Source organism: Shewanella sp. SG44-6 (genome assembly GCF_014164185.1).
Lineage (GTDB): Bacteria > Pseudomonadota > Gammaproteobacteria > Enterobacterales > Shewanellaceae > Shewanella > Shewanella vesiculosa.
In genome coordinates this window covers 23,415-40,260 of record NZ_JACJER010000016.1, presented here as the reverse complement: position 1 = coordinate 40,260, position 16,846 = coordinate 23,415, and the positions used below count along the sequence as shown (strand labels likewise).

Genomic DNA, 16,846 nt, shown 5'->3' with positions numbered 1-16,846 from the left:
TGCCTTGAGGTATACTAAGGAATCCTTAGCTTTTTGCTCGTTGTTGTCAAGTTTTTATCTGAGCTAAGTCATATCAAGTTATCGATCAATGAAGGTACCGTTGATTTAAAAGTAAAAAATGTCATGGAGTGGCTCGTTAAACATTGAAATTAAAAACTATTGGTAAAAATCGTGACTATAAAATTAATCCGTATAAATGAAACTTTGTTTAGTATTCTCATTGCCGCAGAGCTTCATCAGTTCACTGTTACTCAGATAAAAAATTCGATAATGAAGATAAATTCCTCTGTTTCACCAAAAGATATAGATCAGTTGGTTCGTCGTGCTTGCGCAAAACTGGTAAATATTGGATTTTTAGAGAAGAAATATCAGGGAAAAAAGCATGTTTATTATAAAACTGCACTGTTCGATAAGTCACAACTAGTGCCCAGTAAAGCGCGCATGAAAACGACAGTAACGACATCGGCCAGCTCTCAAGAATTAACGCGACTCAAGGCTACACTCAATCAATACCAGGTTGATTTACTTGGATACATTGGGGAGGCGGAAGAGTTTAAACGCCTCATTGAAGTAATCCCAAATTCAAAACCTAGGCTTTATCCCAGATACATGAATGCTCGCAATCAAAGTTCAACCCTGATGGGGAAGATTAAGGCTGTAGAATCTTGTCTTAATGACCTTAAAGGCTTATCACAGTGAAGTTAAGGCAATGGCAAAGCCAATGCGTTGATGCTGCGTTAGCACGATATCAAACTCAAAGTCATTTCATGTGTTTAGCCACACCAGGTGCGGGTAAAACCATTATGGCGGCAGAACTAGCCGCAAGACTTATTGCTATGGGTAAAATTGACTTTGTACTGTGTTTTTCTCCATCTTCAGAAGTCAACGATAGCATTAGAAGTACCTTCTCTAAACGCTTAAACAAACGCTTTGATGGACTTATGGGAGCAATTGGTAGTGTCTATACCTATCAGTTTATGCCCTCATTAACAGAAGCATTCTGGCAGCTTTTGCGTACTCATAAAGTGTTTGTGATTATGGATGAAGTACATCACTTAAAGGGCAGTCTACTAACTAATGCCAATGCTTGGGGTGAGGAGGTGCTGTTAAACATTCAACATAATGAAGCTTATACTTTGGCGCTTTCTGGTACACCTTGGCGCTCAGATAAGGCCCCTATAGTACTTTCGCGATTCACTGAACCAGATAATACAATCCACTGTGATTTTAGCTATGGATTAAAGCACGCAATAGAGGATAACGTATGTCGTCAGCCGAATATTGTTTTAATTGATAACAACAAAATCAAACTAGAAACGGATCAAAAGACTGAGACATTTGCATCTATAGCTGAGCTTTTGTTAGATCTAAGATACAGCTATCAAGCGTTAATTAATCATCATCAAATAATGCATTATATGTTGAATAAGTGCGTTACAAAATTGGCAGAAATACGCCAGAGTAATCCGAATGCGGGTGGTTTAGTTATCGCTGCGTCAATTAAGCATGCTAAACGATTACTCCAAATACTTGTATTTGACCTTAAGCAAAGTGCTTGTATCGTGACATCTAACTTAAAGCATCCTTCCCGTATTATTGATGGCTTTCGACAAAGTAACGCTCAGTGGATTGTTAGTGTAGGGATGATTTCTGAAGGCACTGATATCCCTAGGCTGCAAGTATGTTGTCATTTAAGCCGAATAAAAACTGAAATGCATTACCGACAAGTGCTAGGTCGCATATTAAGAGTTAATTCAGATGAGGCTCAACAAGCTTGGTTATTCACGTTAGCAGAAACAAGTCTGACAGAGTTTGCTTATAGAATTGACCAAGATTTACCAGAGCAATCTGTGGTTATCGAGCAGACTGGCTCACAGGATTTAGACCTAGAGTTACCGCAATTAACATCGAGTGAAGCTACTCAGGGGAATGTCGGTAATGAGTTACATGTGGACCTGTCAGGTTTTTCATTATCCAATACTAATGGGCATGCTAGCACTTCACATAAGTCAGCCATTGACGAAGAGAACACTTATAATTTGGCATTGCTAGGTTCATATAAAGAGCAAATCGTCAGGATGTTTGACAATTATTTACTCAGTAGCTGAGCCAAGGTTTGTGGTTTAGAAAATACTGGCTTGATAAACATATCTTCAGGACTCATTGCATTAGAATTATAACGAGTGGGTTTAATTATTTCTGAAATTAGAATCTGATCTATTGGCTGAGTAAATGGGTTGATAAAAGCAGAATTTTCCTCATAAGCACTATTATTAAGTTGCTTATAAGCTTGAGCAAAGTGTTGAACACAAAGATTTTTAGCACCACTTATTATTGCTAGCTTTAATGCTTCGGATAGGAGATGTTTTAATGGACGATTCTCACCTCTAGATGCTGAGAATAAGGGAATAGCAATGTGCTTATCCTCAAGCTTTGGAGCTTCCTCAAAGGGCATGTGCTTAGCTAACCCCATCAAATATTGGAGATAGTACTTCTTATCTTTTTTAAGACTAAAATATTCAAGTTTTCGCCTTCGAATTAAACGTGATGACCATTGTGGCTCTTCTGCGATTAGGTCGGCATAAGGCATACCTACTAATACTATAGGAACCTTGGCTTCTTCACTTATATACTTCAAGGCATTTGCAATTAATTGTCGATCTTGAGCGGTTTTAAACTCTATCAATTCTTGAAACTCATTGATAATAAGCAGTTCAACCTCAGCTTTAATCAAACTGTCGACTAGTTTTTTACTCAAATCTGTCGTATAGCCACGCTTTTTCCTTTGATGACTACCAAACAACTCAAGATCCATTAACATTTTAGTTAAGGTTGCATCTAATCCTTTTCCGCTCGATATACGGCTTACTAATACAGGAGTGGATTGTCGACTGTAAGTCTGACTGGCAAAGACACGTTTTTTGTAGTTATTAATTAAGTGGTTTTTACCTACGCCGGTATCACCCGTTAATAGCATGCACTGGGGATCTGATTGAAAGTTACGATTTAATCGTAACTCATCAAAATCGTTAAAAATAATTTTAATTTGTGGATGAAGCACAATACAGTCATTAAATAATTGTAATTGCTCAATCTGAATAGGACTTAAGGTATTCATTCAAAAGCCTCTAAATTATCATCCCAGCTATCGAGAACATCTCTGATATTCGGCTCTGGTTTATTGAATATTACTGGCAGCGGTTCATTGTTTTCAAGCTTAATTGTACCTTGACCAGTATTACTAATATCAGCCAGTTGAGCCTGTTTCTTAACCGCTGTAATTTTAGCTTTTGTTTTGGATGCAATAAATGCTTCTTGCTCCTGCTTAACTCGTGCATGAATTGCCATACGCGCTTTAGCTAAACCTAGGTTGTCCTTACTCTCTCGTATTGTTTCACGATTAATTTGCTTAATGACTTTATGCTCATGAAGGCTCAAGCCCTTGGCATAATCACTATTGTCAGTACAGGGGACTTTAAGATAACCACCTAATTCCTCAAGATAAACATGGATACTTGATAGATCATCAGGGTCTACTTTTATGATTTTTTTGATGGTTTCTTTGGTTTGTGGGTAATGTTTTCTGTAATCGGCCAAAGCAGTACAGTCATACATCAACTCTTCAAATTTAAAACCATTTCGGGTTAAGGTTCTTTCATCTGTGATGAACATAAGCACTTTAAAACGTTCTTCATCGTCAATGCTCATCTGCAATGGAGGATAGACATCAAAACCACGTTGCCACTGTTTTATGGGAATTCGAGTTTCACGTGAATTTGAATCCTGATGATAAATGTCGACAATCCAACGATGGAATTCTTCAACAAAAGTAGAGAAGCGCATAATGGCGTCTTTTTCAGGATTATAGTCTTCTTTTGCTAGAATATTCGAGAAGGTTTTACCTGGTATTTCAGTTAAAAAGTATTCGTTAATCATCCCGAAAAAACGTTCTACAAAAGGCTTCAACCAAGGTTTACGAACGGGGTTAAATTGAATGTTTATACCAGCTTCTTTACAAGCATGCTCTAAACTTTTTGACCAAAATTCAGCTCCATTATCCACAACTAGGTTTTCAAATTTACCAAAGCAAGGCCACTCATTTTGAAACTCTATATCAAGACCTTCAAATGATTTAGGTTTTATTGCATGCACGATTGCCTTGGCAGCTGATACATATGAAGGCGACCGATAACTTAAGTGAAACCCCAAAACACAACCACTAAAAACATCGACGATTAAGGTTAAATATGGCCTGCCTAGTGGGATAGATAACTCATCATCAAGCAGGATTAGATCAAGCGGTGTGTGATCGATTTCGACACGCTCTAATATTCGCGTAGGGGGAATATGCGATGAGCAATAAGCAAACCATTGATCTGCTTTAAATTTACCATGCCGCGCCACTGCAACAGGATAAGGAGGTAGTGACTTTATTCTTTGGTTAAAGCTTTTGTAAGAAATGATAGGAATTTGTCCATCAACAATGTTTTCATTCTCAATGGTGATGGCGTCTTTATAGTATTGATATGCTGTAGATACTCTGGGTCTTTTTGCATCTAAAAAGCGAGTTAGTGCTTGCTCAAAAAATGCTTCATCACCCTGAACTCGACTCGTTCTGTTGCCCATTTTGTGTCGCTTGGCGACTAATGACGCAAGATCGCCGTTACTGTCAATGTAGCTTTTACGCCAACGTACTAACGTTCGCCAATTAGGGCGTTTTTCCATGGCGGTAGTAAAAAGAGCATCAAGAATTGGGTCTAGGTTTTTTTGAGTCCATCCACCAGTGATTGTTTTTTCGATGAAGGCAATAAGCTGGTATTTATCGAGCGCTTTATTTTTTAAAAAGTCAGGAAAGGTATCTAAGTCTCTTTTGACTAATGTAGTATCTTCTAACTTCACATATTGAATAGGGGTATCGGGCTTCTTGACTAATTCAGACTCACTGAACTCATCTTCAAAGTCCATCATTCGATGCACCATACCGCTGGGTTACAATCGAGATCATCTTGGCTTAAGTTAGCCTTAATCAATCCTTGATGTATAAGGGAATACAGATGTGCGCGGGTTTCTCCTAATGTTAATGATTGTTTTACTGCCACATCGTTAACACTAATTTTACCCATTTTTTTAATAAGCTTAAGCAATTCAATTTGCATTTCATTCAAGCCATAGATACCCGAATACCGGTGCAAAATTTTAAGGTTGTTTAGAATAGGATTTACGCGGATTTGTCGTTCTGTTACCAAGATAAGATCTGCACCCAAAGACTGAGCAGCCGCTTTTTTGGCTACAAATTTAGCTCTAAAGATTGGATCGAATGTTTTGCTATAAGGTTTGTATTCATGGAACTTTACAGTCCCATCAATAAAGTGAACTATCGCATCAGGTGTATAGGGCAATCTTTTGCCCTCAAAATCGTAATAAAACCCTTCAGGCTGGCTACCAAACACCTCTATACAATCATTGTATTCATGATGAAAGCACGCATCAAACTCCAATGAACTCTCACACATTATCGTTTCGCTAACTTTTGCGCTAGCGAATTTAAATACGTTTTTGTTCGGTGATGGTTTGCGTAAGCTTCTTATATACATGAGTTAAATTCGCACGAATAAAGTATATTTAGTGTACTAAGATGCAAAAATTTGTCAATGTATGGGTTATTAATCGTTCAAGATACTGATATTAAAGAAAATGGCTTTTGGAACATAATTACAAAAACCATTTTTATGTCATTGGATGGGTTAAATTTGTCAAACTATGGGTACATTATGTCAATGTATGGGTTCAGCGACAAAAGCAGATCTCTTGCGATATAACTTTTTGTGTTTATGATTGCCATAATCCTCCAATAAAGGGGGCAATTTAAGTTTAGAGGTGATTATGATTGTTACTGTAGAAATTGGGTATGGCACCACAACAGTTGTTGCAAATACTGATAACGGCCCGTTCATAAGAACATTCCCGTCCATTCCTGTACCAGTTAAGCAATCATCCACGATTGGTGAAGGCGTTTTAGATAAGCGTGCAGTTGTGGAGGTGCCGGTAAACATGGGACTTTACGAGGTTGGTGAAGACGTATCAAAAGTTCAGTCTGCCAGGTCATCACGAGTGTTGAATACTGAAAGCTACATAACTTCCGATAGATACATGGCACTGCTTAAAGGTGCTTTGAAAATGCTACCAACATCTAAAGTTGAAGCCCTTGTTCTAGGTTTGCCTGTTTCAGTTATGCATAGGAAAGATGAACTAATAGCATTAGCAACTAAAAAGCACGACCTAGGTGGTGGTCGTGATGTTGTGGTTTTACGAACTCTTGTTTTCGAACAGCCCTTAGGTGCATTGCTCAGCTATATCAGAGAAGGTGGAAATGAAAGATATCGTGAAATCCAAAACCTAACGATTTTGACGATTGACGTCGGATATCTAACCGTCGATTATTTAGTAACTAAAGGGCTAAAGCCAAATCGTAATCGTTCTGATGATTGTGATTTAGGAGTATCAAGAGTTCTTGAATCTACTGCTACAGCACTTAAAAATGAAATGGTAAAAATTGAACGATTTAAAAAAATTAAAGAGGTGAATATTGAATTGATTGATGATGCAATCATCACATCCAAACTACGAATTTTCGGTCATGAAATGGATTTTCCAATAAACAAACGCGAAGGGACACCTCAATTTGATCTTAACCCAGCCATAAATGCTGTCACAAATTCTGCTATTAGTAAGATCGTAGACAAAGTGGGTGACGGGCAAGATCTTGACCTAATCATCGTAGCTGGCGGTTCTGCAAGTATCTATATGGGTGCGATTAAGAATGCATTTCCAGCACACCAAATTATTTTACTTAAAGACTCAATTACTGCTGTAGCTAAAGGCCTTCAAACAGCGGGTGAGCAATTTAGTAAAGCAGCCATCTCGAGAAAAGAGTGGTAATTATGGCTAAAGTTTTTGATAAACATATTAGGATATCGAATAAGCGATATCGTTTACATGCTCATTTATCCAAACTTCCAACTGAAGCCGTTCGTGATGAGATGTTAACACTGATGGAAATTGGATTGGCTATGCTAAACAATTCAATCAAAAACAATATCAACCTGAATGATAATTCGGTTCCATCATCTGAGAATTTGCAAAGTGAATCTAGCGATGCTAGTAAAATTAGGGAAGAACCAGTTAAAGAGGAAAAAGTAGACGAGTTCGATATTAGTGACGCGATGTTTGAAGTATACGATTAAGTGATTTTTATCCGTATAAAAAAACCTGCTATATTTAATGCAGGTTTTTTTTCGAATAAGCGGATTAGCTATTAATTTGCTGCTTAGCTTCCTTCAAGCAGCGACAAAATATTGGCCAATCTCGAAAGTGCATTGCGGGTATTGAAACCCGTTGCCCCTTGGCTATTCGTGTAGCTACTGCTAACATTGTAGAAACAGACATGATTTTTCCTCGTGTATAAGGTAAGTGCTTAGTTTGGCGACGGGCACTTACCTTTGTTTTATTTAATTAAATCTTTGATAAACTCTTCAATCTTCTCAACTTCACTACTTGTTAAGCCTGCACATTTAAAATCCGTACCTTTTCCTTTTTGTGTAAGTTGTTTATTGATATATCGTTTGCGAGACACGAAAACGACATTTTCTACAGGCACTTTAGCTTTCACCACTTTGTTATTGCTACTTGACGGGAAAATTGCCAATAAGAATTTGAAAATTTTAGGCTTACTATCACATCTTTCTTCTTTAACTCTTAAACCTATATCCTCTAAAGAAATTTCATGCTTGACTAACTCATCAGTTATCTTTTTTAGCTGGTCATATTCATCAGATGTTAAAGGGTCTAGGTTCTCAAATAACCCTAAGAGTTCAGGTGATATGCGACTAGCCTGAACAGCCCTAGATATAAAGCTGGTCGTTTTATTGTAAATATCGCACAAATCCTTTTGCTTCAATTCTTCATTTGCTTCAAGCTCAGCACTAAATAACAAACCCCACTCGAGAGTTGATAGATTTTCATTGGTTTGAAATTCTTTAACTAAATCCTTTAGCTCATCTTCAGGTATATCATCATCAGTCACTAACACCCTAAGGCCTACACCAGCAATAATAGCTGCTTTCCTGCGTCTAGAGCCATCTATGATGTATATGATGTTGTCTCTACGGTAACCTACAACCGCATAGAATTGATTTCGTTTGATACTATGAGATAGATTTTTTAATTTAGCTTCTGTTAATGAGCTCGTTAACCTAGGGTTAACTGTTAGGTCCACAGCTGTTAAAGCCTCGATATCTTTATGAGCTATCGTGACTTCTTTGAAACGAACAATTTTACCGGATGCTAGTTTATAGTTAATTGGTGAGGGTAAATTCAGCTTTAAAGAATTACTTCCTCTGGATGAACCCCTATTATTTTCAATCATCATTTCTTATTCCCAAGCTCTTTAATGATTAAATTAAAGTCTAAAATTACGTCTTTCATTGTGGTCATTGCTTTTTCTAATTGTATTTTTGGACACAGACCATCTGAAGCTCTTAAATCATAAATAGTCCGGTAGTGTTTATTTGCGACTTCAAAAGCAGTGGATCTTTTTACAAAAGATTTAAATGCGAAACGACCAACTGTTTCTTGGATGTAGTACATCATTTCTAAATCGCGGTTTTTTTCATCGTCAAAATTTACAATCAATAGTTTTGAAAACTTTAAATTGTTCCCTTTATTTGGCAAGGCAGCAAAAATGTTTTCGATGTTGTTTAGAAATGCAGAGGTAACAATCCAATCAAGTTTTCTTGGTGACACAGGGAAAATAATACCATCACAAACATCCATTGTTGACCAAACTAATGGCGTTGAATGGGGGCCTGTGTCAATGAATATGTAATCGTAGCTATCTCTTAGCAGGCTTAAAACATTAGCTTCCATCAACGCTAAAGCATTAAACATTGATCCCGATTCATAATACATTTTCAATGCATAGTCATTAAATCTAGAGTCAGTTTCAAATGCTGGCAATACATCAAGTGTCGGAATATGCGTTCTTAAGATAGCATCCTTCACTAGACTTTCGTGGTCATAACCGCTTTCAATATATTCAGCATAAATACTATTAGGCTCTATTGGCCCGAGCATAAGATCGACAGTAGTTAACATGGAGTTATAATCTTCAGGCTTAGCAGCAACAAAATTCCTTAACGTACCATGCGGATCAAGGTCTATGACCAAAACCTTCGCCCGTTTCTTTACATCTAAAGCTATCCCAGTGGCCAAGGTAAAAGCGGTGGTAGATTTACCGGTGCCGCCCTTTTGGTTTTGCATATTAATAATATTACAATTTTGCGTGTCTGAAACTTTTGGTAATTTGAGCCAATCCATCATCAAATGTAAGTGTTCAAGAGTGAACAGATATCTATTTTTGAGCATTTGAAGCTCAGGAATAACATTTTTTTCAATAGCTAATTTTACTTTTTCTCGGAAGGTATTCTCCGAAAAACCACAGATACGGGCTGCTTCTGCTTGAGATACCGAATGGTTATAAATAAGGGAGTCAATTTCTTCATTCGATTTATTGAACTCAGAAAAAGCCTCATAACGACTAATCTCTGCATCACGGCACTTGTGAGCCGTATCAATAATAGTTTGTAGTACCGGATTCATAAATAAGCCTATATAACTTTCAAAACATGATTGTATTACCTACTTTTGAGGTGGTCAATGCATATTTGCGCCATTAGCACATCAATTTCACCACATAGCACCGCAAAAAATACTCTACAGCTTGTGTTATCGGTGTTTTTTTACCTAAAAAGCCTGGTATTTAACCACTCTTTCACATCTAAAGTATTGTGTTGCGTTAAAGTATACCCAAGCTTACAATAACAACAAACTGTGTTGAAGGATTTCAGATGCTCTCTAAATTAAAATTTCCTCTTATTATTTCTGTACTAATAGGGATTAACTCTGCTGCTTTTGCTAATGAGGATAGCGGTAAGGGCTTTTATGAGCGAAGCGCTGAAGGTTGGTTTTGGCATGAGCCGTTACCAGAGCAAATTGAAGAAATAGAGGAAGAAATTGCACCCCCTCAGAGTGTTGAGCCTTCTGATGATGCCACAGTTAAGGCAGAGCCAAAATCTACATTAGAACCAATGACAGTAGCTTGGTTTCGCGAAAACCTTCCTAAAGCAAAGATTATGGCTATTAATAGCCGATCACCAGACGATGTTAAGCGTTATTTATACATGCAACGTGCGGCTGTTGATGTGTCTACTGAGTTTATGACGCAGTACATAGCGACCTCTATGTTTGACCCATACTTAAACGAGTCATTAAGGCGACCTGAAACAGGGATTGCATTAACAACCCATAGAGTCGCACAAGACAAAAATATGTGGGAATTATTCAAGCGCCTTGGTAAAAACAATTCGTTAATTTATTTCTATTCATCATCATGTGCATACTGCGCCACACAAACACCTTATCTCAGCCGTGTTACAGAAGAATTTGGTTGGGATGTTCTCCCTGTCTCTATAGATGGTGGGCCTGTACCAAACGATCAATTTCAATACTTTGAAAATTACAAAGTTGCGACTCCTGAAATGGCTCAAACTTTTAATGTTGTAGCCACTCCGACTTTATATTTAGTTGATAAATCAAGTAACGATTTTTACTTACTTTCGAGCGGTCTTGCTGCATTAACCGAAATCGTTGAGCGAAGCATTCAAATAGCCAAACGTGAAAATTTACTTACTCAAGAAGAATACAACGAACAAGCACAGGTCAAAGAAATGTTAATGACTAACCCTGAACAGCGAGTAGATACAGAGCAGGTCTATGACGACCCTAACTATCTAATTGACTTAATGCGTAAGACATTAACAGGCAATGATGGAGCACCACATAATGAAAAGTAAAATTTTAGCCCTTTCGATTGCATTAAGTTTTACGCATTTGACGTCACATGCAAACGAGCTCGATAAAGTTTGGGACATGATGCTTAAAACTGGTTCCGGTGCGACAGGATATAGTAGTGATACTCGGAATGGAGTCTCATTGGGTTCTGCTAGAGTCAGGATTAAAACTTATAACCCCAACATCATAGCTATCCGTGCGCCATACATCCAAGCTGGTTGTAATGGAATCGATTTTTTTGGTGGTTCTTTATCCATACTGAAGAAAGAAGAACTCGTTCAAATGGGGCGAAGCTTAGTAGCAGCAGCCCCCATGTACGCATTCCAATTAGCATTTGATCAGATATGTCCTGATTGCAATGCAATTATGGCTGACCTTGCCAAAAGACTCGAAGGCTTGAATGAGTTAGTTAAAGGTGATTGTCAATCACTGACCAAAGCCTTTGATTCAATTACAGGTGCTAACTCAGTCCGTGAACAAAAGAAATCTAAGCTTTGGGATACTTACTCTAAAAATGCTTCTGCATACCTACCGGACTTTGCTTCAAGTGTTGTTGAATCTCAAAAAATATCGAGTGAATCAGATTTAGAAAATAAAACGGGTAGTAAGCTTTCGTACAACTCAACATATCAGGCATTGAAAAGCCTAACTGGTTGGGACTTTGTTTTGGGTAGCGATCAACATACGACCGCCCAAATACTGATGTCCATATTAGGTACAGAAATTAATAATGTAGATACTAGTTTAACATCTAGTGCTGCCGAAGGTGGTCAATCTAAGTTAACTAAGAAACATCCAACTATTTCACTATTAGATGTATATATGCCAAGAGAGGTTGAAGGTGGGGCATCTAATACGGATATGAAAATGATTAAATGTACTCAATCGGAATCAGCAGATCCTAACTGTTGGAATGTACAAGAAGTAGCGGTTTCGGAGAGTAATGCTCTTTACCTAAAGCCATTTAAAACTCAAATAAAAGATTTACTATGCGGAAACGACTACAACACTTCAACTAACTTTTCGACCTCTATTATGAGTCGCATTCCGAGAAAACAAGCGGTTAATAATAACCAAACATCTTTATTGCAAAAAATGGGACCGACATTAAGAGGATTCATTGCTAAGAATTCAGGTAACGCTGACCTAGTTGATTCTAACTGCGATCTAATTAGTTCAATGATTTCTGTAGATATGACCATTTCACTAGGCCAAGAATTAATTCAATTAGCTCAGAGTTTAAAAGATAGCCCAGCTGCAACAGAAAATAAGTTTGTGGATCTTGAAGGTAGAGTAAAAGTATTACGTGAATCCCAACAGGATTTAGAAAATGAACGCTCAGCAATTAACCAAAAAATTATAGCAAATCAAGCCATCCATAATGCTTTAACTGGAGACAAATAAGCATGATTACCATTTATTCTTTAGGTGATATTGACTTTATGATCCGAATGGCTGAAGCAGCTGAAATGGCATTTAGTGATGGCGGTATTGGAAATTCAAGATTACCTGGTGTTGCTTTAGGTTTATCTTTACTAATCGCAATGTTTAAGCAGATTTTAGATAATAAGCAATTCCATATAAAAACCGTATTTTTATCTATGTTCTTGTTTATGTTTCTTTTTATGCCAAAAGTTCCGGTTGTAATTGAATCGTCAAGAAGTGGTGAATTATCACAACCAATAGTTTTACCAGTGGGCATCGCTGCTGGTGCTTGGCTTTCAACCGGTATAGGCAATGGTTTTTCTAAAGGGTTAATGGATAGCTATCAGTCTACTAACGGTAGCTTAGCGCAATCATCGGTAGGCGTATCGATAGAGCCACTGACAGCACTACTTAAATCACGTTTTGCAGGATTTGACTCAACCATTTTTATGGGAGAGGTTCCTGTTAACGTTCAAAATTATATGGATGAATGTGTAAACCGTGACATTGCCAATGCACAAACAAGAGCGGGTAACGGAACCGGTAGCGTAGATCAGCAAGCTCTGAATAACTCGCCGTTTTCGTGGTCATTATTAAAAGTCGAAACCAATGGTAGCTGGTTTGTAGAAATGAACGAAGCAGGTTCTGTTATTACTATGACTTGTGAAAATGCATGGTCATACTTAGGTGCAAAGATTGGTCCTAATAGTCAATTTGCTGATGATCTACAGAATAGTGCAATGATGCTGTCGAGCTCATCACCGACGTTACTTGAAGATGGCCTTGCCATCATGAGGACATCTAATACCAAAGCTATCGATTTTTATAATCAAAACATGATGAAAGCATTATTTGTTAAAGCCTCGGCAAATTCAGATTGGTTACAAGAGTCAGATATTATGGCCTTTTCAACACAATATGCCGCCATGGAAAACCGAAGAATATCACAAGCTTCACAAACAAGTTTTTGGTTAGAAACTGCTCCTGCATTAATTACATGGTTCGAATCATTCATATTCTTATTAGCACCTTTAATGCCATTCCTTGTCAGCTTAGGGGATAAGGGCGTAGGGATGTTCATGAAATGGTTCATGATATTAATCGCTGTAAATGTTTGGCCTATTATTCAAGTAGGCGTTAACCTTTATAATGACTATTACATAAATAAACTGCTATGTGGATCAATGGACACACAAGGGCAAGTAGGTAGTGGTAACTGCCTTATTAACCCGAAAATGGCAGAGTGGTCTATTGAGACTTGGGGGGGGATGGATGCAGCCTATACTCAGCTTGAAACTTTTGTGTCTACAGCCGCCATGTTGCAAACAATGGTCCCTTCTTTAGCAATGATGATTATCTATGGATCTGCACATACGATGATAAATGCAACCAGCCAAATGCAGAGTGGGGCCAAACCTGATACAGCACCATTAACCCCCCCACCTATAAAACTTACTGGAAACAATACAGTAAGCGATTCTCTTGGCCGCTCTTCAACAAGAGTATCCGACGGCTGGAGAGAAAATGATGAATACGGTAAATCAACTACAAATGACGTTTCTACATTTACAGGTAGCCAGGCTTCTAATAATGCCAGTGCAGCTGTGCAACGTGATTTAAGCCAGTTAACTGAAGCTAACTCGCAAGCAATGAACGAGGGTTTTAAAATATTTAACTCTACAGCACAAAATCTAGATTCAGGGTACTCCTACACCCAAGCTGCCGAAGCTGGTCAATCAAAAGGTGTTACGACTTCATTAATGGCTACTCGTGCTACTGCAGAAGAAACGGGTGAATCTACAAATGCTGTGACCGGTAAAGCAATCACAGATGCAAGTAGAAAATCAGAAAGTGAAGTCCAAGATATGGCAGAAAAATTTGCGGGACGGGTTGGTATGGACCTTGGCGAAGCTGGTGGTCAGGATAATCGAGCTAAGGGGGGGAATTTTGGCTCAGGAAAAATGGGTAATTTATATAAACAAGTTGCTGACAATTTCCTTAAAATGGTCGGGGTTTCAGGAGGATTAACTCATGAAAATAGCTGGTCTGATGTTAAAAAAACATTACAAGACACAGCGCAAGGGCTTGAGCAAAAATATTCTGAATCCGAATCTCTTGGTTATGCTGAAAAATTTTCGGATGCAATAAACAAAGTTGATGGTAGCAAAGTAGACCAAGCTATATCTGAAAGGAATGGTAGAAGTGAAACTGGTGGTAGTCGTTTATCAGTCGATTGGAGTAACGCAAGCGATAAAGCTGCAACAACTTCTAGAATGTTAAATGAAGCAAGAAGCAGATCAAACGAATTGTCTGAAACACAAGCGAACGCATCAACGACTAATTCAAGCTCATCTGTAAAGGTTACTGATCTAATAACTGGCCGCGATAAAGCAACTGAGTACTTAAACGCTAATAAGTATATGGAAGCAGCGGGCACAGCATTAGATAGCATGCTTCAAGATAGATTTGGACAAGAATGGTCAAACTTCAAAGGAAATGATTTACCAAGCGCACTTAATCAACTTACAAATGGCCAAGCCCCAGAGTCCATGTCTCAATTTGCTCAAGATTCAGGTAAATTACTAAAACTCTCTACTGATAAAGACTACACATCAGATGTAGTTAATCAGGCAATAAAAAGTGTTAACGGTGCTGCTCTTGGGAATGAATCGAGAGGTGTAGCTGCTGTTTTTGATAGCATTAGATCTGAAGCTGGATTAGGTAAAGGTGCAAATGCAATCGCAGCAGAATCTGTAATGACAGGCACGATGCTAAAAGATATGTCCGTAAATGGTAATAATCGTATAGGTGGTGTTGGAACTGGGTTACAAGTAGGCGAAGCATTTATAGAAAACGGTTTAGGCTTAGTGCTAAACAATAAACCTCTCACACCATCTGAAGATGGGCAAGAGATTAAGCGCGACATGCAAACACATCAAGGAAAAGTGAACTCTGCACTTGCTAATGGTACTGATGATACATCAGCGAGAATTCAAAATAGGCGTGATGGCTACGAAGGTGCTATGTCTGCCGCAGAAAATGCTGTAGCTGCTAAACCTTTAAGTTCAGAAAGACTTCAAGATGCAGAAAATAAATCTGCCATTTTGAAAGAAGATATGAATAATCGAAAAGAAAAACTTAACGATACTAAGCAAGTCGCATTTGATGCCGAAAGAAAGCTCAACGAAGAAGGAAAAACTAAACCAATATCTGAAATGTTATTAAATGATCCAAATATGCATCTTCAAATGGCAGCGGCTAAACTTGAAAATACAGGTGTATCTTCAGAAGTATTAGAACCAGGGAAACAAGCACTCTTAAACCGTGATGTAGCCCCGAAAGAAGTTAATAAAATCATGGGCGATCTGATGCAATCTAATGAATCAGTAACCTTTGGTTCAAATAACAAAGACCAGGCATTAGCAATGGCAACAATGGCTGCTTCTTATGTAAATTCAATTGATAAAATGGAAGGCCAGTTAAAAGCTGACGGTAAGCAATTACCTCAAGAGCTAAGTAAAGAGCGTGACACCATGCAAGGCGTTGTATCACAATTCGTGAATGGTTCTCCAGCTGATAACCAAATGCGTTTAAGCCAGTTAGGATTAAAGCAAGCAATCAAAGATGGTAACCCAGAAGCTGCTCTAGCTTTTGGTAATCAAATTAATAACGATGGTAAATACTCGGCACCTATTAAAGCTACAGATCTACTAACGTCTGATAAGTTTGGATTATCGGCTTATGGCAATGAAGCTGAGGTGTTCAGCACAGCAGCTTCAAAAGCACATGAATATGCTAATCATCAAAATGTTCTAAGAGGCATGGAAAGTAGACCCGCAGCATCAAGAGAGGATCAACAGTTACTTGCAAATCTTAGAAAGTCTTTCGATGATAGAAGTAATTTTGGTTCTGATCTTCCTGCAGAAGCTCGTGCTTTACCAAATGGCCAACAGATGGATTCGACTGAAGCCAAAGTTAAGTTACAAGAATTATCTAGCGCAGCTATAAACTCAGGTCTAGATGACAAATTTAAAAATTCCGATAATCTAATGAAAGGATTATGGGGATTAAGCTATGGAAAAGATATTGACCAAGTTAGAGGTGACCTGAATAAGGTTGCAACAGGCTTTACTTCGAATACTGAGCAAGTAGCTGGTTACTTAAATAGCAATCCTAACCAAATAAAGCCATTACTTCAGTCAATCGAAAACGAAAATTTAAGGTCCAATGTTGCTGAAGGCCTTACTAACGCAGGGGTAAAATCAGAATTCATCCCCAAAGATGTAATTTTTAGTGCAGGTAATAACTCCGTAAATGAAGGCCCAGCTAATACACAACCAGAACAAAATAGAACCGGTACAGCACCAGGTCAGCAAGTTCAAGCCAGCCCACAAGCCCAAGCTGGTAATGCTGAGCAATCGGCCAAAACAGCAGAGCCAACAACTGAATTAGCAAAACCTGAGTTTGCCAATGCCACGGCGAATAATGGCGGCACACTTGCTGCAACGGCTGC

Annotated in this window: 12 protein-coding genes; 7 read left to right on the top strand and 5 right to left on the bottom strand. The window is 38.2% G+C overall.

What is annotated here, in order from left to right:
- The first annotated feature begins 171 nt into the window (after positions 1 to 171).
- Both H5185_RS04950 and H5185_RS23270 read left to right on the top strand, forming a co-directional pair.
- A complete protein-coding gene (locus tag H5185_RS04950; protein ID WP_182741517.1) occupies positions 172 to 699 on the top strand; it encodes a hypothetical protein in 528 nt (175 codons plus the stop codon).
- Complete coding sequence (locus tag H5185_RS23270) at positions 696 to 2,108, top strand: DEAD/DEAH box helicase family protein (protein WP_182741516.1); 1,413 nt, start codon at positions 696 to 698, stop codon at positions 2,106 to 2,108. Before H5185_RS04950 ends, H5185_RS23270 begins: the two co-directional genes overlap by 4 nt.
- Here H5185_RS23270 and H5185_RS04940 read toward each other — a convergent pair.
- Genes H5185_RS04940 through H5185_RS04930 form a run of 3 tightly spaced genes read right to left on the bottom strand, consistent with a single transcriptional unit; the run spans position 2,090 to position 5,498 of the window.
- Complete coding sequence (locus H5185_RS04940) at positions 2,090 to 3,118, bottom strand: TniB family NTP-binding protein (RefSeq protein ID WP_182741515.1); 1,029 nt, start codon at positions 3,116 to 3,118, stop codon at positions 2,090 to 2,092. The two genes, H5185_RS23270 and H5185_RS04940, sit on opposite strands and share 19 nt — an antisense overlap.
- A complete protein-coding gene (locus H5185_RS04935) occupies positions 3,115 to 4,968 on the bottom strand; it encodes a Mu transposase C-terminal domain-containing protein (RefSeq protein WP_182741514.1) in 1,854 nt (617 codons plus the stop codon). Before H5185_RS04935 ends, H5185_RS04940 begins: the two co-directional genes overlap by 4 nt.
- Positions 4,965 to 5,498 carry a TnsA endonuclease N-terminal domain-containing protein gene (locus H5185_RS04930; RefSeq protein WP_259396167.1) on the bottom strand — a complete coding sequence of 178 codons (534 nt, stop codon included), beginning with the start codon at positions 5,496 to 5,498 and terminating at the stop codon, positions 4,965 to 4,967. Before H5185_RS04930 ends, H5185_RS04935 begins: the two co-directional genes overlap by 4 nt.
- A 385-nt stretch (positions 5,499 to 5,883) precedes the next feature.
- Between H5185_RS04930 and H5185_RS04925 the strand changes: the two genes are divergently transcribed.
- Both H5185_RS04925 and H5185_RS04920 read left to right on the top strand, forming a co-directional pair.
- Entirely contained in the window at positions 5,884 to 6,939 is a 1,056-nt protein-coding gene (locus tag H5185_RS04925) for a ParM/StbA family protein (RefSeq protein ID WP_182741512.1), read from the top strand.
- A 2-nt stretch (positions 6,940 to 6,941) separates the two neighbouring features.
- Complete coding sequence (locus H5185_RS04920) at positions 6,942 to 7,244, top strand: hypothetical protein (protein WP_182741511.1); 303 nt, start codon at positions 6,942 to 6,944, stop codon at positions 7,242 to 7,244.
- Positions 7,245 to 7,504: 260 nt separating this feature from the next.
- Here H5185_RS04920 and H5185_RS04915 read toward each other — a convergent pair whose 3' ends face one another.
- Positions 7,505 to 8,428 (bottom strand): ParB N-terminal domain-containing protein, encoded by a 924-nt coding sequence (locus H5185_RS04915; RefSeq protein WP_182741510.1) that lies wholly within the window; start codon positions 8,426 to 8,428, stop codon positions 7,505 to 7,507.
- Positions 8,425 to 9,657, bottom strand: a complete 1,233-nt coding sequence (locus tag H5185_RS04910) for a ParA family protein (protein WP_182741509.1) — start codon at positions 9,655 to 9,657, stop codon at positions 8,425 to 8,427. The genes H5185_RS04915 and H5185_RS04910 overlap by 4 nt, the downstream gene beginning before the upstream one ends.
- Before the next feature lie 248 nt (positions 9,658 to 9,905).
- Here H5185_RS04910 and traF point away from each other — a divergent pair, with 248 nt between their 5' ends.
- The 3 genes from traF to H5185_RS04895 form a co-directional block, all read left to right on the top strand.
- Positions 9,906 to 10,910 carry a conjugal transfer protein TraF gene (gene traF, locus H5185_RS04905; protein ID WP_182741508.1) on the top strand — a complete coding sequence of 335 codons (1,005 nt, stop codon included), beginning with the start codon at positions 9,906 to 9,908 and terminating at the stop codon, positions 10,908 to 10,910.
- Complete coding sequence (locus H5185_RS04900; protein WP_182741507.1) at positions 10,900 to 12,312, top strand: conjugal transfer protein TraH; 1,413 nt, start codon at positions 10,900 to 10,902, stop codon at positions 12,310 to 12,312. The genes traF and H5185_RS04900 overlap by 11 nt, the downstream gene beginning before the upstream one ends.
- A gap of 2 nt (positions 12,313 to 12,314) precedes the next feature.
- Positions 12,315 to 16,846 (top strand): conjugal transfer protein TraG N-terminal domain-containing protein (locus H5185_RS04895; RefSeq protein ID WP_182741506.1); only part of this gene is annotated, 4,532 nt, incomplete at its 3' end.